Consider the following 21,521-nt stretch of genomic DNA (forward strand, 5'->3'; position numbering starts at 1 on the left):
GAAAGAAGATATGAGTTTCGAAAATCTAGGCCTGAACGAATCCCTGTTGCGCGCTGTCAAGGACGCGGGTTACGAGAACGCCACCGAGGTGCAATCGCTGGCCATTCCTGCCGGCATCAAGGGCGTTGACCTGATGGTGTCTTCGCGCACCGGCAGCGGCAAGACCGCCGCTTTCATCCTGCCCGCATTGCAAAAGGTTCTGGAAGGCCGTGCCGCTGTGGCCGCCGCTGCTGCCGCAGCCGTTGCCGCCGGTGGCGAAGCCCCGCGCCGTGAAAAGGGCAAAGTGTTTGGCCCCCGCGTGTTGGTGCTGTGCCCGACCCGTGAATTGGCCATGCAAGTGGCCAAGGCCGCCCAGACCTACGGCCGCCATGTGCCTGGCCTGAAGCTGTCGACTGTTTTGGGCGGCATGCCTTACGCCTTGCAGCTCAAGCAATTGAGCGGCCCCTTGGACATCTTGATCGCTACGCCTGGCCGTTTGATGGACCACATCCAGTCCGGCCGCGCCGTGCTGGAAAACGTCGAGATGCTGGTGCTGGACGAAGCCGACCGCATGTTGGACATGGGCTTCATCGATGACATCAAGTTCATCGCCGATCGCATCCCCGCCACCCGTCAAACCGTGATGTTCAGCGCCACCTTCGCCGGCCATGTGGGTCGTCTGGCGCAAGAACTGCTGCGTGACCCGCAGCGAGTCGACGTGGCTTCACACACCGACACCCACGAGAACATCACCCAGCGTCTGCACTGGGCCGACAACAACAACCACAAGGACCAGTTGCTTGAGCATCTGCTGGCCGACAAGGATGTGGACCAAGCCCTGGTGTTCACCAGCACCCAGCGTGACGCTGACTGGCTGAGCGAGCGCCTGCAGGAGTTGGGCCACGCCGTGGCGCCGCTGCACGGCGGTATGCCGCAAGGTCGCCGCAACCGCGTGCTGATGGCCCTGCGCCGTCGTGAAGTGCGCGTGCTGGTGGCCACCGACGTTGCCGCCCGCGGCATCGACGTGCCCACCATCACCCACGTGATCAACTACGGTCTGCCGATGAAGGCCGAGGACTATGTGCACCGCATCGGCCGTACCGGCCGTGCTGGTCGCGAAGGCCTGGCGGTGACGCTGGCCACCCGTGACGATGTGTCCATGATCCGTCGCATCCAGCAGTTCACCACCCAGACCATTCCCTCGGCGCAGATCGAAGGCCTGGAGCCGAAGACGCAAGAACCGCGCATCTTCCCGCCACGGCCCGCTGGCGCCGGTGGCTTTGACGACCGTGGTGGTCGTCCGAGCTGGGGTGGCAAGCCTGGCTTCGGTGGCAAGAGCTTCGGTGGCGGCAAGCCTTTCAACCGCGATGGCGGCCGTCCTTTCCATCGCGATGGGGGTCAGCCTTTCAACCGTGATGGCGGCGCACCGTCCTTCAATCGTGACGCCGGTCGTTCGGGTGGCTTCGAGCCGCGCGGTGATTTCCGCCAAGATTCGCGCCCGCAGTTCGACCGTGGCAATGACCGTCCTCAGTTCGATCGCGGCAATGATCGCCCGCAGTTTGACCGTGGTGGCGACCGTAGCTTTGCACCGCGTGGGGGCGATCGTCCGGCCTTCGCGCCGCGCAATGACCGCCCGGCCTTCGGCGACAGCAAGCCTTCTTTCGGCGGCAAGCCCAGCTTTGGCGGCGATCGTCGCCCAGGCGGCAGCTTTGAATCGCGCGGCCCTGGCGGCCCTAAGCGCAACGGCCCGCCCTCGGGCACCCGTCGCAGTGGTTTCGGCCGTTGATGCGCTAGCACTTTGTGCCTTGATCGGCTGCAATCGTTCCAGAACGATTGTTAGCTCCCTCAAAAGCCCGCCTGACCGCGGGCTTTTTTCTTGCGACTCCTGCTTATGGCAGAGTGCGCGATCTTTTCCTCTTCCCGGACCATGCGACAAGAAGGACTTTTGAGCCAGTGGGACGACGCCAAAGGCTATGGCTTCATCACGCCGACCAACGGTGAGGCCAAGGTGTTCGTGCACATCAAGAGCTTCGAGTTGCGGGCTGAACGTCCGCGTCTGGGAGAGAAACTGAACTTTGAGCTTGGGTTTGATGGGCAAGGCAAGCGCCGCGCCCTACGAGTGCGCTGGGTCCAAAGATCGGTGTCGAGGACTCAGCCGAAGGCGGCGAATTCGTTTCGCAGCCTGGGCCTGGTGCCCGGTTTTGCTGGCCTTTTTTTGGCTTGTCATCTGATGTGGCCCATGCCGCCGGGCGTCTGGGGGGGCTATATGGCCATGAGTCTGGCCACCTTCATTGTTTATGCCGGCGATAAGCGGGCGGCTCGCTTGGGGCAATGGCGGGTGTCGGAGCGGACTTTGCACGGCTTGGCTTTGGCTGGTGGTTGGCCGGGAGCCTTGCTGGCGCAACACATCCTCCGGCACAAGTCCGGCAAGCCGGCATTCAGGCGAATGTTTTTTTTGACTGTCGGCTTGAATGTGCTGGGTTTTCTGGCCTTGTTCACGCCACTGTTCAAGTCTTGGCTCTGATGAAATGGGAGGCCGACGGTGGGGCAAATCTCTGCCCCATGGTCAGGCGCTCAAACAGATAATCCAAACATGGGCAGTTCCGCGATGCCAGCAAATGCGGCAGGAGTCGAGATGAGTGTGCTTTCTTCGAATCAAGCGGTGTTGGCCTTGGCCTCGCCGCTGGTTTGGATTGGGATGGTCAGCGTAGTGGCTGCACTCTTGCTGTGCTTGGGCGCCGAGTTGCAGACGCTGCGAGATCAAGGACGCAAGCAACAGATCCGCGGCAGTTGGTGGGCTTCGGCCGTGCTTTTGGGGGCGGGTTTGTGGTGGCCCTTGCAAGCTATGGCGGAGCCCGGACTTGCTGCGCAAGGCTGGGCCTTGGCGCTCCCCTTGTTGGGTTTGGGCCTGAGTTTGGCCACGGCCGAAATGGTGTTGGAGGCGATTCGCCCGCGCCGTGCGCGGCCGCTCGGTTCGCGACTCTTGATGTCTGGCGCGGCCATCGTGCTTTGCACCTTGCACGGCTTGCTGGTCAGTTGGGGCTCGGACTTGCCGTGGCTGCAGAAGTTGCAAGATTTTGTGGCCAGCGCCTTGCTGCAGACGGGATTGCTGGCTTTGTTGCTCTTGGTGCGGGGCAACTCCGTTTCTGCACGTGCCTTGCGAGGGGCTCTGGCCTGGGCTGCGGTCGGCCTGCCCTTGTTGGCCTTGTATGCGCTGAACCCTGCATTGCTGCCTGGCGGACAGCCGCTCTTGACCGTCAGTTTGGCCCTGCTCTTGGCCGCGGCTGTGGGGGCGAGCTTCTGGATGGGCTTGCTTCATCTGGGTGATGAAACGAGTTCGGCCGGACCGAACTTGGACCTGACAAGAGTGGATCCGCTGACGGGCTTGGCGACTCGGCTTGGTTTGGAAGAGGCGCTGAATCAGGCCGTGATTGCCTGCGACCGTGATGAGGCTTCTTTGGCCTTGTTGATGTTTGATCTTGACGGGTTTAACCCCGTCAACAGCAGCCTGGGACATGACAGCGGTGACGCCCTATTGCGCCAGGTGGCCGAGCGGCTGCGGGCCAGCTTGGGGGCGCAAGATGTGGTTGCTCGTATCGGCGGTGATGAGTTTGTCGTGCTGCTGCGGGAGTCTCCTAGCAAAGAGGGCTTGGCGGCTTTCGCCAAGCGTGTGCTGGAGGACTTGGCCCGACCTTATGTGCTGGATCAAAGAGAGCTGGCCCTTTCGGCCTCTGCGGGCATCGCGCGTTACCCCTTGGATGGGGGCAAAAGCCGCATGCTGGTTTGCGCTGATGCGGCCAAGAGTGCCGCCAAACGCCTCGGCGGCGCCTGCTACTGTTTCTTTGCGCCCGGCATGGATGGCGACACGCGTGAGCAACTGGACATCCTTCGCGATCTGCGTTTGGCGATCGAACGCAATGAATTGGAGTTGTTCTACCAACCGAAGATTGATGCTCGCAGCGGCCAGATCACTGCGGCCGAGGCCTTGTTGCGCTGGCATCATCCAAGCCGCGGCATGGTCTCACCGGCGGTCTTTATTCCGGTGGCCGAGCGCTTCGGCTATATGCGCGAGTTGGGCAACTGGGTGATTGATGACGCCTGCCGGCAAGCGCGGGTCTGGCGCGAAAGCGGCTTGCGGATGCGTGTGGCGATCAATCTGTCGGCGCATCAGATGCGTCAGACCGACATCATCGAGCGCATCGAGCGGGCGCTGGAGACCTACAGCGTTCACCCCTCCTTGTTGACCTGCGAGATCACCGAATCGGTGGTGATGGAGAACACCCAGGCGATTCAAGACACCTTCAAGCGCCTGGGCGACTTGGGCGTGCACCTGTCCATTGATGACTTCGGCACCGGCTACTCCTCGCTGAGCTATTTGCGCCAGTTGCCGGCCAAGGAGTTGAAGGTGGACCGCGCCTTTATCACCGACATCGTCACCAGCGTGGATGCGCGTGCGGTGGTCGATGCCGTGGTCAAGCTGGCCCATGCCTTGGGCCTGAGAGTGGTGGCCGAAGGCGTAGAAACGCAGGGCCAGCAGGCCATTCTGGCGGGCATGGGCTGCGACGAACTGCAGGGCTTCTTGTTTGCCCGACCGATGGCCGCGCAAGCGATTTTGCTGTGGGCCACCGAAGACAAGCAAAACACGCCCGCCTTCCGACCCTCCTTGTTTGGTGAAACCTCATATACCGAAAAGTTCTGATTGGCGAGCTTGGGCCCTGACTCGGTCTCTCCAGCGGGGATAATCGCCCCATGCGGGAGAACCCAAACCCAGCGAGCGAAGACGAAGCTCGCTTTGAAGATTATTTTCGCGATGCGGTGGCGCCCAGTGAGGCTCAACTGTTGTGGCAACTGGAACGCCAGGAGGGCTTGACCGCCGCCTTGCGCGCGCTCTTTCACGGCCCGGCCAGCTTGGTGAAGCTGCGCCTGTGGGTCTTCATGGAAGTGATGGCCATGCCGGCCTCGCGCATCAGCCGCGAGGCGCTGAATCAACATTTCCATCAGCTGCGCGATGAGCCGCTGGAGTTGGTGCTCAAGCGCCTGCGCGAGGCCGATCTGCTGGCCTGGGACGGCTCCAACCAACAGTACGGCGTGACGCCCTTGGCGCAGCAGTTGCTGGGGGTCTTGTCGCCCTTGGTGACCAGCAGCGCACAGGACGCCGATCTGACCTCGCTCTTGGCCAATGTGGCTGGCGCCCATCAGCTGGGCACACTGGACCCGGCTCAGCTGCAGCATTTGCAAGCGCAGCTCTCGCGTCTGTATGACGAGTTTGCGGACGCGATTGCCAGCGGCTCCGAGTTCCATCTGCGCCGCGCCCGTCAGCGTTTCGGCAAGGCGCTGAGCTTGGTGGAAAAGGCCAGTGAGGCCTTGTCGGCCATCATGGTGCAGGCGCAAGAGCAGGGCAATGCCAAGCTGGAGCGTCTGGCGCGCGAGCTGGGCCTGGCGCAGGCGCGGCTTTTGTCGATGGCCAGCCAGTTCAACCGGGCGCTGCAGCAGGCAGATCGGCAGCGCGTCACGCTAGGCTCCACCGGCATCACCACCACCGATGTGCGGCGCTGGCTGCAGAGTGTTCACTTCCTGGAAAACCTGGCTTTGGGCGCTTTGTCTCGGCCGGTGCATCCGGTGCTGGTGGCCCAGCATGAGTTGCTGGACACGGCAGAGGCCGAGTTTGAACGCGACCGCCCCAAGCCCAAAGAAACAGAAGCCTTGCCCAGCGCCCAGCCGGCGCCCGAGGGCGAGTTGGCGGTGATGAGTTTGCCGCCTGAGATGGGCGTGATGCAGGCTTTGCTGACGCGCTGGAGCGAGGCGGGCGAGATCGAGCAAGACCTGGCCCCCGCCGTGCTGGGTGGCAGTTATGCCCGAGCGTCTTACCGGGCGCAGCTGTTGCCGCTGCTGGGTGACAAAGAAGCCCAGCATTTGACCGGCGCCACCGGCGATATGGCGCGCCAGCCCTGGCGCGTGCACTGGACCGCCGAACAGGGTGAGGTGGACGACGAATACATCCGCTGGATGAGCCGCGGCGTGCTGCGGGTGGCCGGCGCGCAAGATCAAGACAAGAAAGATGAGACCCAAGCATGAGCGCTGCTCTTGATGATGCCGCCGCGTTGGCGGCGCAATTGCTGGCGCGCCGCTGGCTGCCGCGCAGCCACCCCTTGGTGCGCCGCGCGCTGATCGACAACGAAGTCTGGACCGCGCTGGGCCAGCGCCTGGCTGCCGTCGGCCTGCGGGTGATCGATAACCTCTACGCCGACCACATCAGCCTGGCCATGCTGCGCCCGGCCGAGGTGGCGGTGTTTGGCGAAACCGGCTTGGCCGCCAACAACAATCTGGACCTGCCGCGTGACGGCGTGGCCCTGCTGGTGGTGCTGTGGTCGCTGATCGTCTTGCCCAAGCGGCAGCGCCAGGTGGCGCGGGCCGATGCCAAGGAGTTGGGCCAAAACGAGATGTTTGCCACCGACAAGCCGCTGCCCACGGCCGCCAGCGTCAGCCCGACGCTGAGCTACCGCAGCCTCTTGGCCGACTTTGGCAACCAGCTCGGCAAGAAAATGCGCCTGGACAGCAATTTGAAGCTGCTGGAACGTAACGGCTTCATCACACGGCGTGGCGAAGACATTGCCGAAGGCCCCTTGCTGGACCTGCTGCTGGACTACGACACGCTGGCGCCGCGCATTCTGGACGGCGCTCTGGGCGATGTGATGGCCCGCACCACCGATCCGGCTGTGGCTGCCGCCATTGGGCTGGCGCGCCAGCCCGAGTTGATTCCCGAAGAGGCTGTCGAAGAAGACGCACAGCCGCTACAAGACCAAAGCGAGACCTGATGTTTCACCTGCAATCGCTTGAACTGCTGCACTGGGACTACTGCCAGCGCGTGACCATGCCGCTGGACGGCGCCATCATCACCATTGCCGGCCCGAATGGCTCGGGCAAGACCACGCTGCTCGACGCCATGCGCACGCTCTTGGGCCTGGAATGCTCGGGCGGCCGCACCTACAAGACCTATGCGCGCCACGCCAATGCCGAGAGCGCTTGGCTGCGTGCCTTGGTGGACAACCGCCCGCGTGGGCGCCAAAACAGCTCGCGGCCTTTTGCCAGCTCGCTGTTCTATTCCGACCAAGTCACCTTGGCCTGCCGCATTGAGCGCCATGGCGGCGACTGGCAGCGTCGCTACCTGATGGTGGAGGGCGTGCAGACCATCGAGCAGATGGCTGAGCTGGCCGAGAAGGAGTGGATGGGCATCGAGGCCTGGCGCCGTCGCTTGGAAGCGGCCGGCCTGACCCGCGCCATCGGCCGCGTGCTGGCGCTGGAACAGGGTCAGACCGACCGCCTCTGCGAGCTTTCGCCGAAGGAATTGCTGCGCCTGGTGTTCGAGGTGTTTGGCGACCAGGAGGTGCTGGACCGCTACGACCAGGCGCGCAGCCATCAGCAACATTTGCTGAAAGAAGTGGAGCAGGCAGCGCATGAGCTGTCGCACACCCAAGCGCAGCTCTCCGATCTGGCCAACCGCGTCACCAGCTATCAGCAGTACCAGCTGCGCTTGCGCGAGCGTGAGCGTTTGTCGACCGAGGTTCTCCCGGTCTTGCAGTGGAGCGAGTCGCGGGCGCGCACCGCGCAAGGCTTGCGTGAGTTGCACCGACAGCGCCTCTTCGCCGGTGCCGATGCGCGCAGCCATGCGGCCAAGCGCGCCGAGCTGTTGAAGTTGTTTGAAGCCTCGCAGCAAGCCAAGAATCGCCTCTTGGAGTTGGAACAAGAGCGCAAGAACAACCGTGCCGCCTTTGATGCGGCGCGCGAGGCCGAGCGGCCGATGGAACTCTTGGCCAAACGCGAAGAAGAGCTGCGCGGCCTGGCGGCGGTGGAAACCGATGCCCAAGAATTGGCCCAACGGGTCGAAGACCTGAGCGGCCGGCAGCACCAGTTGCGCGAGAGCTTTACCCGCAGCAACGACCAGCGCAACAAGGCGCAAGCTGCGATGGACGCCTTGGCCGGCCAACGCCTGCCGCCGCCACCGGTGGAGGTGACGCGCTTCCGCCGCGCACTCGATGAAGCCGGCATCGCCCACCATGTGCTGGCCGATTGCATCGACATTGCCGACGAAGCCTGGCGCGCCGCCGCCGAGGGCATGTTGCGTCCCTCGCGCTGGGTGGTGGTGCTGCAGCGCAGTGGCGATGAGGCCCATGCCTTTGCGCTGGCTTCACGCGAGCGCTATCGCCATTACGTGGTGGCCGATGCTGAGCATGCGCCGGCGGTCGTGCCGCCCGATTCCTTGCTGGCGGCTTTGAAGATCAATGCCAAACTGCCGGGCTGGCTCTTGCGTCAGCTGGGCGCCATCCGCCGCGTCAAAGACACCGAAGCCGGTGCACGCACCGGCGGCGAATGGATCACGCCCGATGCCTATTACCGCGACGGCCGTGGCGGCCGCAGCCTGTGGGTAGAGCCGCGCGACTTCCAGTTTGGCGTCTCGGCGCTGGATTCACGTCGCAAGGCGCTGGAGAACGAGCTGGCCCGCTATGACGCTGAGCTGACCCGTTTGGCCAAGGAGCAAGCCGAGGTCGAGCGCCAGTTCAAGGACGCACAGCGCGCCGCCCAAGGCCATAAAGCGGCCAAAGAACTGGGCGAGCGTGCCGATGAATTCGCCGCCGCGCGCGAGCGCCTGCCGGCGCTGCGCCAAGCCCGTACCGAGGCCTCGGCCCGAATGACCTCGCTGGAAGGCGAGCACGACCGGGCCTTGACGGCCCATACCCGCAGCGAGCGCGACTACGAAGCCGCGCAGCAAAGCCTGAAGGCCAGCGAAGACAATGTCGGCCGGGTGCAGCGCGAGCATGCGGCCAAGCTGGCCGATCTGCGTGCCCAGGCCAAGGCCTCGCGTGAAGCCAAAGCCCGCTTTCCTGCGGCCTGGGTGCAGCCGTCCACACTGCAAGCCTTGCGCGATGAGTTCGAGAACGCCAAGCAGGCCGAGATTGCCGGCCGCCATGTGCAAGCCGAACTCGAGAACGGCGTTTGGGAAACCGACCCGCAGGTGCAGGAGCGCCACCACCGCATGAATGCGTCGGTGTTGGAGCAAACCACGCAGTTGGAGGATCGCCGCGCCAGCAATGAGATGGCGCGCATCGCCGCCTTCAACGCGCGCGAACGCTATATCGACGTCTTGCGCGCCACCGTGCGGCGCTACAAGAAGAATGTGCAGGAACTGGGCGAGTTGGCCGGCGTGATGGCGCAGGCCGAGCTGCCGCACCTGGACAACGACGATATGGTGCTGGCCCAGGCCGGCCTGCACGTCAAGTTCAACTTCGACGGCAAGGGCGAGGTGGGCCTCAACGACGGCGAGGCTTCCGGTGGCCAGCAGGTGCTGAAGAGCCTGATCCTGCTGGTGGGCCTGATGAAGGACGACGATTCACCGGGCGGCTTTGTCTTTATTGACGAGCCTTTTGCTCATCTGGACGTGCGCAATATTCAGTTGGTCGGCCACTTCCTGCGCTCGACCCGCGCGCAGTACTTGCTGACCACGCCGATCACGCACAACGTCGAAGTCTTCGAGCCCAGCGAGATCACCCTGGTCACCAGCAAAAAGCCGCGCGGCGAGCGCTGGGCGCCGCCGATTGCGGTGCTGGCGCGGCGGCCTGAGAAGTCGATTTACGGATGAAAAAAGGCCCCTTCCGGGGCCTTTGAACTAGTGTCGCCTGGGAATCACACCGCCAGCAGTTCCACTTCAAACAACAGCGTTGCATTCGGCGGAATCACGCCGCCGGCGCCGCGAGCGCCGTAACCCATATCGGCAGGGATTACCAGCATGCGGGTGCCGCCGACCTTCATGCCTTGCACGCCTTCGTCCCAGCCGCGGATGACTTCACCGCCGCCCAGGGCAAAGCGGAACGGGTCGCCACGGTCCTTGCTGGAGTCGAACTTCTTGCCCTTGCTGCCTTTTTTGTAGAGCCAGCCGGTGTAGTGCACCGTGACGCGTTGACCGGCCTTGGCTTCGGCGCCTTCGCCGACCACGGTGTCCTCATACTGCAAGCCGCTGGGATTGCTCGTCAGGTTCAATTCGACCGGCGTGTCGCCACCGCTCAAGCCCAGCAGTTCCACTTCAAAAATCAGCGTGGCGTTGGGAGGAATCACGCCGCCGGCGCCGCGTGCGCCATAGCCCAGCTCGGCCGGGATGATCAGGGTACGGCTGCCACCGATCTTCATGCCTTGTACGCCTTCGTCCCAGCCGCGGATGACCATGCCGCCATCCAGTTCAAACTTGAAAGGCTGGCCGCGATCTTTGCTGGAGTCGAACTTGGCGCCTTTGACGCCGTCCTTGTAGAGCCAGCCGGTGTAGTGCACGCTGACGTCGTGGCCGGACTTGGCTTCGGCGCCGCTGCCCTCGACCGTGTCTTCAATCTGCAGGCCGCTTGAGGTGGTAATCATTGAGGGGTCCTTCTGTCTTCGGTGTTCGTTCAAATGCCGCTGCAGATTGTCGCAGCCGGCGTGCCCGGCATCATGCCAGCAAACGAATCTCTACTCAGGGCGCGCCCAAAGTTCCCGCCAAGCCTTGACGCCTTGATCCAATTGCTCGGCCACGCTTTGGCCGCTCAAGGACAGGCCCAGCACCGCGGCCGCCCGGCTTAGGGCTGCAACGGGATCGCGCAGGTCCAGTGCGGTCGCGCCGTTCTGTTTGGAGAGCTTTTGCCCATCGGCGCCCATTACCAGGGGCGTGTGGAGGTAGCGTGGCAGCGGCAGGCCGAGCAATTGCTGCAGGCGCATCTGGCGCGGGGTGTTGTCGGCGAGGTCTTCGCCGCGCACGATATCGCTGATGCCTTGCTCGGCATCGTCGATCACCACCGCCAGCTGATACGCCCACAGTCCATCTGCTCGTTTGAGGACGAAGTCACCCACCTCGGTGCTCAGGTTTTGCTGCTGAGCGCCCAGGCGCCGGTCCTGCCAGTGCAGGCTCAGCTCTTGGCGGCCTTCTGGGTCGGCGCTGCTGAGCAAGCGCCAGGCCCGCGCAGTTTGGCCTTTGAGCCCCGCTCGGCAGGTGCCGGGGTAGACCAGTTCGCCATGCCGTTCGCTGCCATGGCCGCTGGCGGCCAAGGACTGCGTGATTTGCTTGCGTGAACAGGCGCAGGCAAAGGCCCAGCCGGATGCACGCAGCCGCTCCAGGCCTGCGGCATAACGGGCTTCTCGATGGGATTGCCACACGGGGGGCTCATCAGGCAAAAGGCCGCAACGGCTCAGTTGCTCCAGGATCAGGCTATCGCTGCCGGCCGGGCAGCGCGGCCGGTCAAGGTCTTCGATGCGAACCAACCAACGACCCCCATGGGCGCGTGCATCCAACCAACTGGCCAGGGCCGCGACCAGGGATCCTGGGTGCAATGGCCCGGTCGGCGAGGGCGCAAAGCGCCCGATGTAGTTTGGGCGAGGCGCAGCCATGCTCAAAGAATCAATCCATCGTGCTGTTCCAGCAAGGCCATACGGGTGTTGGGGCTTTGCAATTGCTGCAGCCACCAAGTCAAGGCCAAGCCTGGCGGCTGAGCGCCGGTCGCGGCATTGTTGCGCCAGGCATAGTGGAGCGGGAAGCGACTGGGCGCTTGCTGGCGCCGCAGTTCCACCAAGCGGCCGGCTTCGATATGTCTGCGCACCATGGCGCGGGGCAGGCTGCCGCAACCAATGCCACGCAACAGCGCTTGCAGTTTGCTGGCCATGCTGGGCAAGGTCAGCACCTCCTGGCCCGGCATGACGCCTATCGTCATCGGCGCCAGGCTGCGGGCGGTGTCGGCCACGGTGATGATGCGATGTTCGGCGATCACCTGGGCTTGCAGCGGCTCGGTGTACTGCGCCAAGGGGTGGTGCGGCGCCACGCAAAAAACCATTTCCAACTCGCCCAGCGTTTCGCAATGCACCGCGCTCCCGGGCGGCTGGGCCGAGGTGCCGATGGCCAGGTCGGCCTGACCGGAGATCAGTGCCTCCCAGGTGCCGGAGAGCACCTCAACGCGCAGCTTCAGTCGTGTCGGCGGGGCTGCCGGCGCCTCCGCCGTGCCGGCCTTGATTTGATAAAACGCTTCCATCAGGTCGAACAGGGCGCGCCGGGCGATGGCGTCGTCGATCACCAGGGTCAGCTCGCTTTCCCATCCGGTAGCGATGCGGCGCACCCGGTTCGCCACCGCGTCGATCTCTTGCAACAAGCGCCGACCTTCGACCAGCAACTCTTGCCCGGCTGCGGTCAACTCCGCTTGGCGGGAGCGGCGGTCAAACAAGAGCACATCCAGGGCCTCTTCGAGCTGGCGCACGCTGTACGTTAGGGCCGAGGGCACCTTGCCCATTTCGCGCGCGGCTGCAGCGAAGCTGCCGGTGCGGGCAATGGTGTCCATCATGTTCAGCGCTTCGGGGGTCAGCGCGCGGTACTTGTCCGGCTTGTGCATCGGGTGTGGGATTCGGGCGGGGCTTCATCTTATTTGAATGCAGCCTTCAAGCCGCCGCGCCTGCCGTGGACCTGGCCTGCTCTACATTGAGTACATCACTCGCGACGAGTCAGACAGGAGTTCTCTCATGCTTGAATTGATCAAATCTTCGGAACGTGGCTATGCCGATCACGGCTGGCTGAAGTCTTTCCACAGCTTTTCTTTTGCCGACTACTACGACCCTAAGCGCATGGGCTTCGGCGCTCTGCGGGTCATCAACGAAGACCGAATCGCGCCGGATACCGGCTTTGGCACCCATGGCCATCGCGATATGGAAATCATCAGCTATCTGCTCGAGGGCGAGTTGGCCCATAAAGACAGCATGGGCAACGGCTTGGCCGGCGGCGCGCACAGCGGCGTGATCCGCCCTGGCGATGTGCAGGGCATGAGTGCCGGTTCAGGGGTGCGCCACAGCGAGTTCAATCATGCGCCAGGCAAGAGTACGCACTTTCTGCAGATTTGGATCCAGCCCGATGCGGACAAGCTGGGGCTGCCGCCGAGCTATCAGCAAGCCCACTTCACCGAAGCCGATAAGCGCGGCCGCCTGCGTTTGATTGCCTCGCCCGATGGGGCCGAGGGTTCGGTGCGCATGAATGCCGATGCTCGGCTGTACGCCAGCTTGCTGGACGGGGCTGAGCACTTGGAGTTCAGCGTCGCCGCAGGGCGCTTGGCCTATGTGCATTTGGTGCGCGGCCGCTTGCGGGTGAATGGTCAGGCCTTGGAGGCGGGTGACGCGATCCAGATGCGGCAGGACATCGCGTTGACCTTGGATCAAGCGCAAGACGCGGAAGTTCTGCTCTTCGACCTGCCCGCATGAGGCCTTGACGGCCTGGCCTGGACTCGGGCGGGCGAATCGCGAGCAGGCTCTCGGCTCGGGCGCTCAGATCATTGCATACTGCAGCGTGAAGCTGCATGCGGCTGCTGAAGCACTGACCATGAACAACCTACTCGACCTCTTGGAGTTTTTGCCCTGGCCCGATTGGCTGGGCTTGGCCTCATTTTTTGCCGCGTGGATTGGCTATGCCATGTTCGCAAAAAGGCATTCGCAAGCCGAGGGCTCCTTGCTCGCGGCCACCAATCGGGAGCGCTGGCGCTGGATGTATCAGGCCACTTTTCGTGAGGTGAGGGTGGTGGACGGCATGGTGGTTCAAAACCTGTCGACCAGTCCTTCGTTTTTCGCTTCCACCACCATCCTGATCATCGGTGGTCTTTTGGCCTTGCTGGGCGCGGGAGAGAAGGCCTCCGAGATGGTGCGCGAGCTGCCCTTCACGGCTCGAACGTCGGAACTGGTGTTCGAGTTCAAGCTGGGCTTGTTGACCGCGATATTCATTTACGCCTTTTTTCGCTTCACCTGGAGCATGCGGCAGTACACCTTTGGCGCTTTGCTGGTGGGGTCGGCGCCCGAGTACACGCAGTTCGAGCGGGGCGAGGCCTCACGCGAGCTTTTTGCAGACCGTGCCGGCCGCGTCATGGGCTTGGCCGCCGAGACCTTCAACGACGGCTTGCGGGCCTATTACCTGTCATTTGCGGCGGTGGCTTGGTTCTTCTCCCCATGGGCTTTGTTGGGGGGCACTGCAGGGGTCATCTACGTCCTGTACCAGCGCGAGTTCCATTCCGAGGTCTTGACCGTGCTGCGCGCGGACCCGCCCTGAGCAACGCAGCCCATCGCTGGTGGGGGCCGGCTGAAGCCAGGAGCTAAGTTGCCACAAAAGGGATGGTCAAGGTGAAGCAGGTGCCTGCACCCGGTTCGCTGCTCACGGCGATGCTGCCGCCCAGCATCCCGGTGACGATGTTGTAGCTGATGTGCAGGCCCAACCCGCTGCCGCCTTGACCGAGCTTGGTGGTGAAGAAGGGCTCGAAAACACGTCCCAGATGTTCCGCCTTGATGCCGCAGCCGTTGTCGCTGAATTCGATTCGAAGCAATGCGTCGTCCATTTTTTGGGCGCGCAGCGTCATCAGGCCCTGGCGCCGTCCCTCCAAGCCATGCACCAGAGCATTGATGATCAAATTGGAAAGGACCTGCCCCAAGGGGCCGGGATAACTGTCCATCTGCAGGCCTGCGCCGAGCACTAGCCTCAGTTCATGATCACCCTGACGCAAGCGGTTGCCCAAGGTCAGCGTGATCTCATCGCACAGGGTTCTCAAGTCGAAGCTGCGCCTTTGTTCCGAGGTCTGATCCACGGCCAATTGCTTGAAGCCGCTGATCAGGTGGGTGGCTTGTTGCAGACTGTTCACCAGCAAAAGTGCCGACTCGGCATTCGACTGACAAAACTGCTCCAACTCCTTGCGGCGCAGCGCGCCTTCTTCTGTGCGACGAAGAAACTCGCTGCTGACATCGCGCAAGGTGCTGGCCAGCAGCAAGCTATTGCCCAGTGGGGTGTTGAGCTCATGGGCGACGCCGGCCACCAAGGAGCCCAAAGCCGCGAGTTTCTCCTGCTCCACCAGTTTGGACTGGGTCAGTTGCAACTGCTTGTAGGCCTCGGCATTGTCGATGGCCACGGCCGCATAGGCCCCCAAGGTGCGCAAGATGTCCAACTCCGTCGGGCCGAAAGCCCCGGGCTTTTCGCTGAGCAGGCTGATGACGCCAATCACCTCGCCCTTCAGCAGCATGGGGATGTAGATGCCCGAGCGAGCCGCCTCGGGCTCTTGACCATCGAGCAATTGAACTCGTCCTGATCGGCCCGGGCTTGTGCTCAGTTCGCGGTTGTCATGACTGAAAGCCGCGATACAGAGTTCCCGTGCTTGCAGGGCGCAGCGCACCGCGGGCTGATGGGTGTCATCCAGGCTGCGGCAGTAGGGCTTGAAAGCCTGACCCCGCTGCATGACGAAGTCGAAGTTGAGCGTGCGTGCCCTTCGGTCCAGCAAACCGACACCAAACACCGAGGCATCCACCAGTTCCTGAACATGCTTGTACAGCGTTTGCTGGATCGCGGCCAGATCCAAGGAGGCGGTGATCTGGCGCCCGATTTCACTCAACAAGGCGATGTCTCTGCGCGCCTTCTCCGCAACCTCACGTTGCGCAAAGGCGATTCGTTTCTCATCGGCCAATTGATGGGTGCGGGACGCCACCTCCTGTTCCAGCAAGTGTTTGGCGCTTTGCAGGGCGGCCACCCGCAGCCGATAGGCGCCAGCCAAGGTCAGCCCGAGCAGGAGCAGCAAGCCCGTTCGCCACCACCAGGTGCGCCAAAACGGCGGCAGCACGTCAATGACGAGTATGTCTTGCGCCTCACTCCAAACGCCGTCTGAATTGGCCGCCTTGGCCCTCAGTCGGTAGCGACCGGGATCTAAATTGGTGTAGGTGGCCAGGCCCAAAGAGCCCTGGCCATAGATCCAGTCGCGATCAAAGCCTTCCAATTGCCAGGCATAACGATTGAGCTTGACGCGGTCAAAGTGCAGGGCTGCCAACTCGAAGCTGACCATGTTTTCGTTTGGACTTAATCGGATCGACTTGGTCAAGTGCAAAGGGCCGTTGATGCCCAGATCAGCCAGGCTTGCATGGCTGCCGCTTGGCTTGTTCTCTTTGCTGGAGGTGCTGGCTTCGGTCTGGGCCTCCTCCAGCAAAGAGCGATTGAGAATCAAGAGATCGCTCAGGATCACCTTGGGCGCCGCCGGGTTGTCCTTCAGTTTTTCCGGCCAAAAGCGCAAGAGCCCAGGGCCGCCGAAGTAAAGCGCCCCGTCCGGGCCGCGGTTGGCGGCGGCGAAATTGAAGCCGCGATCGAACTGACCGTGGCCGCCAAAAAAACGCGCCTGTCGCTCGGCCGGTCGAACCCGGGTCAAGCCGCGTTCGCTGGCCAACCAAAGCTCTCCATTCAAGGCATCCTGAATGGCCTCAAACCCGCCCACCGGCATGCCGGGGATGCCGCGCCAGGACTTCATGGACCAGGTCTTGACCTCGCCTCTCTCCTTGGGGCGGCGGTTGATCAACTCGTACAGACCTTGGTCGGTCGCCAGCCAGATGCGACCTTGGCTGTCTTGGCGCATGCCGTGAATGGCTGGGCTGGGCAGGTCTGCGTCTGCGCCTTCTACTGCGACGGGAGCGGAAAAGCTGTCCGTGGCCGCATCCCACCACTGCAAGCCTTCCTTGCTGCCAATCCACAGGCGGCCTTGCCGGTCCCACATCAAGCTGTCGATGATGGGATGAATCAATGCTCCCGGCTGCTTGGGCTGGGCCTGATAGCGATGAATATGGAGTTGAGCGTCGATTCGGTACAGCCCAGACGCACTGCTGGCCCAAATGCCCCCGGGCCGCTCTTGATCCGGCACGATGGCGCTGATGGAGGTTTGTGAATCGGAGAGCACGACCTTGGCTGGCTGTCCCGGCTGAGGCTTGTAAAGCACCAAGCCCCGATCACCGCCCACCCAGATTTGACCGTCCGGACCTGCCAGCAGGGCTTTGGCATGGCTGATGGGCATGTCTTTTGACGGGATTTGCTGCACCTTCCCACTGGGCAGATGCAGGCGGTTCAGCCCACCCCCATAACTGCCGATCCAGGCGTGCTCAGTGCCGTCCAGCAAGATCGCCATCACCACTGGAGAGGAGAGCGACTGCGGATCTCCCGGAATGCTCAGATAGCTGCTGAAGCCTTGCCGACGCAGATCGACCAGATCGATGCCGGATTCGGTGCTGCCCACCCACAGCACGCCGGATCGGTCCTGCATCAGCGAAGCCAAGGTTTGGCTCGACAAACTGGCCGCGACGCCCGGCAAATGCTCGAAGGTTTCCAAGCGCTCGGAGTCTTCTCGCCAGCGATGCAAGACGGCCAACTCGCCGATGCCGATCCACATCGCGCCGTCTTGGTCCAGCAGCAGGGCGTGCACCATCTGTCGCGGCAGATTCAACTGGCTGGCGAGCGGGTCGGGCTCGGCACGGCCATCCTTGACCCGCCAAGTTTGCAGGCCGGCGCCTAAGCCGACCCAAACTCGGCCCTGGGCGTCAAGGGCCAGGCGATTGACGAACCGTTCGCCACTGCGGAGTTGCATACCTCCGAGGCCATCGCCGGTCTTGAAACTCAAGCCTTGTGAGTAGGCCTTTGGCCCGGCTTTGATGTGCGAGATGTGGTCATTTCGCGCCACCCAAACGCCGCTGGCGCCGTCTGCGCACATCGCGGTGATGAAATAGGGATTGCTGCGCCCTTCGGCATTGCCGCTGTGTGGCCCCAGGGTGAACGATCCCTGCACCGGGTCATACAAATAAAGACCGCCCGAGAAGGCCACCCAAAGGCGACCCTCTGTCGCTGGCGCCAGCCCGACCACACGCCGGGCTCGGTGGGTCAGTTCGGTCGGGGCAGACAGGCGTTGGATGCGTTCGGTGCGCAAGTCCAGTCGGTCCAAGCCCCCGAAGCCGCCCATCCAAATGACCTGACGCAGCGGGTCCTCCAGCAAGGCCTGAATGACCGAGTGGCTGGGGGAATCGGGGGCTTGAGGCTTGTGCAAGAAAGTCTTGACGCGCCGGCCGTCATAACGCGCCAGGCCGTTGGTCGTGCCCAGCCAGATCATGCCTTGGCTGTCTTGCAGGCTGCTCAGGACATAAGGGCTGGGCAAGCCTTCTTCAATGCCCAGATGGGTGAAGCGCAAGCTGCTCAAGGCACTGGCCGTGCTGGCCGTGGGCCAGAGCAAGCTCAAAGACAAGAAGGCCCAAAGCGCCCAAGCAAGCAAGCGGCTAGGGGGGCGGCGCGCGGCAAGGCATGGCTTCGTCGGCATGGCGCTATCTGGCTCGCGCAGGCGGCTTCTTGGCGGACAGACTCTGGACCCAGTCATCAATCGCAGCCCTCTTGAAGCGAGCGATCCTTTTGATCGCTAGCAGCAGTATCGGTCAAGCCTGCTGCGTCCTGCACAGGGTAGCTCAGGAGAAAACGCCCTTTTTTCTGGGTCGGGCGTGGCCAAGACTGGGGCTATGGCTGGGGCTTGGGCAGTGGAGCCGACACCGGCAAGATGATGCTGACCAAGGTGCCCTGACCCGGTGCCGATTCCACCCGGAGGTGGCCGCCTAAGGTCTTGTTGACCAGGTTGTCGACGATGGACATGCCCAGCCCACTGCCGCCTTTTCCCATCTTGGTGCTGAAAAACGGGGTGAAGAGCTTGGCCTGGGTGGCCTCATCCATGCCGCGACCATTGTCTTGGCAATTGATCTGCACATGGGCATCGCCCGCCCAACTGGCGCTGATACGAAGCTCACCTCCTTGGGCAAGGCCGTCGAAGGCATGCAAATAGGCGTTGTTGATCAGATTGGTCAGCACCTGATCAAGCGGGCCGGGGTAGCTGTCAAGCGCCATGCCCTCGGGAATCTCCAGTCGGATCTGGTGGCCTTGGCGCCTCAGGCTTGGCGCCAAGGCATCGAGCAATTCTTCGACAACTTGGCGAAGGTCGAAGGTCCGGCGCTGTTCGCTGGCCTGGTCGGTCGCTACCTGCCTGAAACTCTTGATGAGTTCTGCTGCCCGTTCCAGATTGCGCACCGCCAACTCGCTGCCTTCAATCATCTGCACCAAAAACTGATTCAACTCGGAGCGCCGCAGGCCGCCAGCCTGCATCGACTGCTGGAATTCGCGAGCCAAGGCAGCCAGGGTGCTGGCGCTGATCAGGCTGTTGCTCATCGGTGTGCTGAGCTCATGGGAGACCCCCGCGGCCAGGGTGTTCAAGGTCGCCCGGGCTTCACTGCGGGTCAGTTCTTCGCGAGACAGACTCAGCTTGTGCATGGCCTCTTCCAACTCGGCACTGCGCTCCGCCACCCGTTGCTCCAGCGTGGCGTTGAGTTCAAGGATGCGCGCTTCGGCTTGCTTGCGGGCTTCGATTTCGAGCATTGTGCCGGCGATGATCAGGGCTCGGCCCTGTGTGTCTCTTTGCAAGACCTTGCCACGTACCGCCACCCATATCCAGCGGCCATCGGCGTGGTGGCGCCGATACTCGACCACAAAAGCAGGAAGCTCTGCGCGCAGATGCTTGAGCAGCGCCTCTTCAACCGGATTCAAATCGTCGGCGTGGCAGTCCTCGCGCCAGCGATAGCTGCGCTTGCCGTCATACAAAGCTCGATCCACCCCGGTAATTTCGGCCCAGTGCTCATTGACCCGAAACTCCTCGGTTTCAAAGTTGTACTCCCAACTGCCGGCACCGGTGCCGTCGATGATGTTTTGCAAGCGTTGGCGCTCATCCAGCAGTTGGTGGCGGGCATTCAGCACACGGCTCCGATCTTGCAAGGTGCGGTGAGCCGCCAGCATCAAGAGCAGGGTGCACAAGAGACCCGCGCCACCGACCCAGGTGGCCAGACTGGGCGGCTGAGCGGCGAAGAAGGTGGGGCGGGGGTGGAGCACCACGTGCCACTCCCGATGTGAAACCGACAGGCTGCGTACCCGGTCACTGGTATGAGTGTCGTGCACATCCTCCCCGACACGGGCCTGGAGATCACTGTTGGCGCCGATGCTGACATAGATGGGTTTGCTCAGCGACATGTCTTTGTCGAACACGAGCAGGTCAAGATGCGCCGCATTGGCGCGCTCCGCCGCTTGTTGCAAGATCGGTGGCAACTCGATCACGGCGGCCAAGAATCCCCTCAGCACCGGCGCAGGAGAATTCGGCGGGGCGACGGCATACACCGGAGCGGTGATGGCCAGACCAAAGGAGGTGGAGGAGGGGATATCGCCGCGCAGGACCCGGAAACTCTCTGAAGCGACCGGCTCGCCAAGGACGCCAGCCTGCCGTTTGGACGCCATGCGCACCGTGTCTGCGGCCAAATCAAAGCCCAGTGCTGCGCCTTGTTCGGGCCAGGCGAACAGAATGGGCAGGTACTGATCACGCGGCGGGGCAGCACGCCAGGTTCCCTCTGCTTCGTCGGGCTCGACCACGCGGTAGTCCTTCAGACCCTGTGCTCGGGCGTCGAGCTCGAACTGAACGCGTTCGCTGCCCTTGACCCAGGGCTGCCATTCCAGCACCCGGATGGCGGGAACCTTGCCCACCAGGCTTTGCGCATAACGGCTGAAATCGGCGCGTTGAAGCTGTGGCAGCTGTTCCAACATCAAGGCGCCGTTGCGCGTCGCCTCAGCAGCCCGGATCAGCTCAAGCTCGAGCGAGTTCAAAACGGTCTCGGTCGACGCGGCGAAGGCCTCATCCTGACGCCGCATCTCGGCATCTCGCAAGGCTTTGAAGGCGAAGGCGCTCAACACCAAGCCGACCAGGGCGACCGCACTCAGAATCATCCCATCAAGCAGGAGTGCACGGCGCCTGCCTTGCCTGTCACGGAGCTCGCGAGGCGAAGTGCTGTGATCCGTGTTCGGCTTGGAGCTTGAAGTCCTCACGGCCCTGCCTTATCTCGATGTGCTGCGGTTGATGGGGCCCAGCTGCCGACGGCCTTACTTCAATCCGCCGCTCAAAAACTGCTGCAGTCGCTGGCTTTGCGGCTTCAGCAGCACTTCACGCGGATTGCCTTCTTCTTCGACCCGACCTTGGTGCAGAAACAAGGTGTAGTTGGAGACCTCGCGGGCAAAGCCCATTTCGTGGGTGACGACAATCATGGTGCGGCCCTCGGCCGCCAGATCGCGCATCACCTTCAGCACTTCGCCGACCAACTCAGGGTCCAGCGCCGAGGTGGGTTCGTCAAACAGCATCACTTCGGGTTCCACCGCCAGGGCGCGCGCAATCGCCACCCGTTGCTGCTCGCCGCCGGAGAGTTGGGCCGGGTAGACGTCTTTTCGGTGGCTGACACCGACGCGGGCCAGCAAGGCCTCGGCCTTGGCGATGGCCTCGGCGCGAGGCACGCCCAGCACATGGATGGGTGCCTCGATGACGTTCTCAATCACCGTGCGATGGCCCCAGAGATTGAAGTTCTGGAACACCATGGCCAGGCGCGAGCGCCAGTGCTGCAACTGCTTGGCATCGGCGGACTTGAGGCTGCCGTCGCGGTCTCGCACCAGCTTGAGCTCTTCGCCGTTCAGCGATAAGCGGCCTTCATAGGGCTGCTCCAAGAGATTCAGGCAGCGCAAAAACGTGCTCTTGCCCGAGCCGCTGGAGCCGATCAGGGTGATCACATCGCCGGTCTTGGCCGACAGCGAGACGCCCTTGAGCACCTCGCGTTCACCGTAGCGCTTGTGCAGGTTTTCAACAATCAAACTGGCTTCAGACATG

14 protein-coding genes and 1 pseudogene are annotated in these 21,521 nt (G+C 63.1%); 8 read left to right on the forward strand and 7 right to left on the reverse strand.

All coding sequences use genetic code 11. The features are described from left to right. Positions 1-10 precede the first annotated feature (10 nt). The 6 genes from ACOVRJ_RS01170 (at position 11) to ACOVRJ_RS01195 (ending at position 9,613) form a co-directional block, all read left to right on the forward strand. A complete protein-coding gene (locus ACOVRJ_RS01170; RefSeq protein WP_422042077.1) occupies positions 11-1,765 on the forward strand; it encodes a DEAD/DEAH box helicase in 1,755 nt (584 codons plus the stop codon). A 141-nt stretch (positions 1,766-1,906) separates the two neighbouring features. After that, complete coding sequence (locus tag ACOVRJ_RS01175) at positions 1,907-2,503, forward strand: DUF1294 domain-containing protein (RefSeq protein WP_422042078.1); 597 nt, start codon at positions 1,907-1,909, stop codon at positions 2,501-2,503. Positions 2,504-2,614: 111 nt separating this feature from the next. After that, entirely contained in the window at positions 2,615-4,678 is a 2,064-nt protein-coding gene (locus tag ACOVRJ_RS01180; protein ID WP_422042079.1) for a putative bifunctional diguanylate cyclase/phosphodiesterase, read from the forward strand. 50 nt (positions 4,679-4,728) lie between these two features. Then, entirely contained in the window at positions 4,729-6,054 is a 1,326-nt protein-coding gene (locus ACOVRJ_RS01185; protein ID WP_422042080.1) for a hypothetical protein, read from the forward strand. Continuing rightward, positions 6,051-6,794, forward strand: coding sequence for a hypothetical protein (locus ACOVRJ_RS01190; protein ID WP_263536816.1), 744 nt, complete (start codon positions 6,051-6,053; stop codon positions 6,792-6,794). The genes ACOVRJ_RS01185 and ACOVRJ_RS01190 overlap by 4 nt, the downstream gene beginning before the upstream one ends. Beyond that, positions 6,794-9,613 (forward strand): ATP-binding protein, encoded by a 2,820-nt coding sequence (locus tag ACOVRJ_RS01195; protein WP_422042081.1) that lies wholly within the window; start codon positions 6,794-6,796, stop codon positions 9,611-9,613. Before ACOVRJ_RS01190 ends, ACOVRJ_RS01195 begins: the two co-directional genes overlap by 1 nt. Before the next feature lie 44 nt (positions 9,614-9,657). On the opposite strand, the gene ACOVRJ_RS01200 is transcribed toward ACOVRJ_RS01195, so the two are convergent. The 4 genes and pseudogenes from ACOVRJ_RS01200 to ACOVRJ_RS01215 form a co-directional block, all read right to left on the reverse strand. Beyond that, positions 9,658-10,005: an FKBP-type peptidyl-prolyl cis-trans isomerase gene (locus tag ACOVRJ_RS01200; RefSeq protein ID WP_422042134.1), complete on the reverse strand. Its 348-nt coding sequence runs from the start codon at positions 10,003-10,005 to the stop codon at positions 9,658-9,660. A 30-nt stretch (positions 10,006-10,035) separates the two neighbouring features. Then, positions 10,036-10,380: pseudogene (locus ACOVRJ_RS01205) on the reverse strand (FKBP-type peptidyl-prolyl cis-trans isomerase); the annotation flags it as partial. A 90-nt stretch (positions 10,381-10,470) separates the two neighbouring features. Next, on the reverse strand, positions 10,471-11,382 hold the full coding sequence (gene gluQRS, locus ACOVRJ_RS01210) for a tRNA glutamyl-Q(34) synthetase GluQRS (protein WP_422042082.1): 912 nt from the start codon (positions 11,380-11,382) through the stop codon (positions 10,471-10,473). A 2-nt stretch (positions 11,383-11,384) separates the two neighbouring features. Further along, positions 11,385-12,371: a LysR family transcriptional regulator gene (locus ACOVRJ_RS01215; protein WP_422042083.1), complete on the reverse strand. Its 987-nt coding sequence runs from the start codon at positions 12,369-12,371 to the stop codon at positions 11,385-11,387. A gap of 127 nt (positions 12,372-12,498) precedes the next feature. Between ACOVRJ_RS01215 and ACOVRJ_RS01220 the strand changes: the two genes are divergently transcribed. Together ACOVRJ_RS01220 and ACOVRJ_RS01225 are read left to right on the forward strand one after the other, a co-directional pair. After that, positions 12,499-13,227: a pirin family protein gene (locus ACOVRJ_RS01220; RefSeq protein WP_422042084.1), complete on the forward strand. Its 729-nt coding sequence runs from the start codon at positions 12,499-12,501 to the stop codon at positions 13,225-13,227. Positions 13,228-13,345: 118 nt separating this feature from the next. Beyond that, complete coding sequence (locus ACOVRJ_RS01225) at positions 13,346-14,062, forward strand: DUF599 domain-containing protein (RefSeq protein WP_422042085.1); 717 nt, start codon at positions 13,346-13,348, stop codon at positions 14,060-14,062. Positions 14,063-14,105: 43 nt separating this feature from the next. On the opposite strand, the gene ACOVRJ_RS01230 is transcribed toward ACOVRJ_RS01225, so the two are convergent. From ACOVRJ_RS01230 to ACOVRJ_RS01240, 3 genes are all read right to left on the reverse strand, one after another. Then, entirely contained in the window at positions 14,106-18,110 is a 4,005-nt protein-coding gene (locus tag ACOVRJ_RS01230) for a two-component regulator propeller domain-containing protein (protein ID WP_422042086.1), read from the reverse strand. Between the two features lie 191 nt (positions 18,111-18,301). Next, a complete protein-coding gene (locus ACOVRJ_RS01235) occupies positions 18,302-20,596 on the reverse strand; it encodes a CHASE domain-containing protein (protein WP_422042087.1) in 2,295 nt (764 codons plus the stop codon). Positions 20,597-20,749: 153 nt separating this feature from the next. Next, complete coding sequence (locus tag ACOVRJ_RS01240; RefSeq protein WP_263536806.1) at positions 20,750-21,520, reverse strand: ABC transporter ATP-binding protein; 771 nt, start codon at positions 21,518-21,520, stop codon at positions 20,750-20,752. Position 21,521 lies beyond the last annotated feature (1 nt).

It is taken from the genome of Roseateles sp. (genome assembly GCF_049240545.1).
GTDB lineage: Bacteria > Pseudomonadota > Gammaproteobacteria > Burkholderiales > Burkholderiaceae_C > Paucibacter_A.

Bases quoted from the DNA above. Each gene is read 5' to 3' on its own strand.
- ACOVRJ_RS01225 (WP_422042085.1), top strand. From the start codon at position 13,346: ATGAACAACCTACTCGACCTCTTGGAGTTTTTGCCCTGGCCCGATTGG.
- ACOVRJ_RS01175 (WP_422042078.1), top strand. From the start codon at position 1,907: ATGCGACAAGAAGGACTTTTGAGCCAGTGGGACGACGCCAAAGGCTAT.
- ACOVRJ_RS01240 (WP_263536806.1), bottom strand. From the start codon at position 21,520: ATGTCTGAAGCCAGTTTGATTGTTGAAAACCTGCACAAGCGCTACGGT.
- ACOVRJ_RS01170 (WP_422042077.1), top strand. From the start codon at position 11: ATGAGTTTCGAAAATCTAGGCCTGAACGAATCCCTGTTGCGCGCTGTC.
- ACOVRJ_RS01180 (WP_422042079.1), top strand. From the start codon at position 2,615: ATGAGTGTGCTTTCTTCGAATCAAGCGGTGTTGGCCTTGGCCTCGCCG.
- ACOVRJ_RS01235 (WP_422042087.1), bottom strand. From the start codon at position 20,596: ATGATTCTGAGTGCGGTCGCCCTGGTCGGCTTGGTGTTGAGCGCCTTC.
- ACOVRJ_RS01185 (WP_422042080.1), top strand. From the start codon at position 4,729: ATGCGGGAGAACCCAAACCCAGCGAGCGAAGACGAAGCTCGCTTTGAA.
- ACOVRJ_RS01190 (WP_263536816.1), top strand. From the start codon at position 6,051: ATGAGCGCTGCTCTTGATGATGCCGCCGCGTTGGCGGCGCAATTGCTG.
- ACOVRJ_RS01220 (WP_422042084.1), top strand. From the start codon at position 12,499: ATGCTTGAATTGATCAAATCTTCGGAACGTGGCTATGCCGATCACGGC.
- gluQRS (WP_422042082.1), bottom strand. From the start codon at position 11,382: ATGGCTGCGCCTCGCCCAAACTACATCGGGCGCTTTGCGCCCTCGCCG.
- ACOVRJ_RS01230 (WP_422042086.1), bottom strand. From the start codon at position 18,110: ATGCCGACGAAGCCATGCCTTGCCGCGCGCCGCCCCCCTAGCCGCTTG.
- ACOVRJ_RS01215 (WP_422042083.1), bottom strand. From the start codon at position 12,371: ATGCACAAGCCGGACAAGTACCGCGCGCTGACCCCCGAAGCGCTGAAC.
- ACOVRJ_RS01195 (WP_422042081.1), top strand. From the start codon at position 6,794: ATGTTTCACCTGCAATCGCTTGAACTGCTGCACTGGGACTACTGCCAG.